The sequence below is a fragment of the Kineococcus glutinatus genome, from assembly GCF_039542765.1.
Classification (GTDB): domain Bacteria; phylum Actinomycetota; class Actinomycetes; order Actinomycetales; family Kineococcaceae; genus Kineococcus_A; species Kineococcus_A glutinatus.
The window spans coordinates 1-504 of the sequence record NZ_BAABIL010000945.1 but is presented as its reverse complement, the minus strand read 5'-3'; the positions used below and the strand labels follow the sequence as shown (position 1 = coordinate 504).

Sequence of the window (504 nt, the reverse complement as noted above, 5' to 3'; positions counted from 1 at the left end):
CGCACGGCGTGAGCGGCGCGGCGTGAGGCAGCCGCCGCCGGGCGGGTGCGCGCACCTGCCTGGCGGCGGCGCTCACCGCGCTGCGGTCCCAGGACGTGGATGAGGCACCATCTCCGGGTGACGTCCTCCACCCCTGCGGGTCGGCGGCCACCGGCGGGGCGCACCACCGGTCAGCCGGCCGATCCGCGGGCCGACCTGCGCGCGGACTGCAGCCGCTGCGCCGCGCTGTGCTGCACCGCCCTGCCCCTGACCGCGTCGGCGGACTTCGCCCTCGACAAGGACGCCGGGCGGCCCTGCCCCAACCTGCGCGACTCGTTCCGCTGCGGCATCCACGCGCAGCTGCGCGAGCGCGGCTTCCCCGGCTGCGTCGCGTTCGACTGCTTCGGCGCCGGGCAGCGGGTGACGGCCGCGCTGGGGGTCGGTGCGGACTGGTGGCGCGAGGCGGGCACGGCGGAGGCGGTGACCACCGCCCTCGCCGTGCAGCGGGCCCTGTCGGAGCTGCGC

General features: G+C 78.8%; 1 pseudogene. It reads left to right on the top strand.

The window, feature by feature from the left end:
- Window positions 1-195: 195 nt before the first annotated feature.
- Window positions 196-504: pseudogene (locus tag ABEB16_RS22735) on the top strand (pentapeptide repeat-containing protein); the annotation flags it as partial.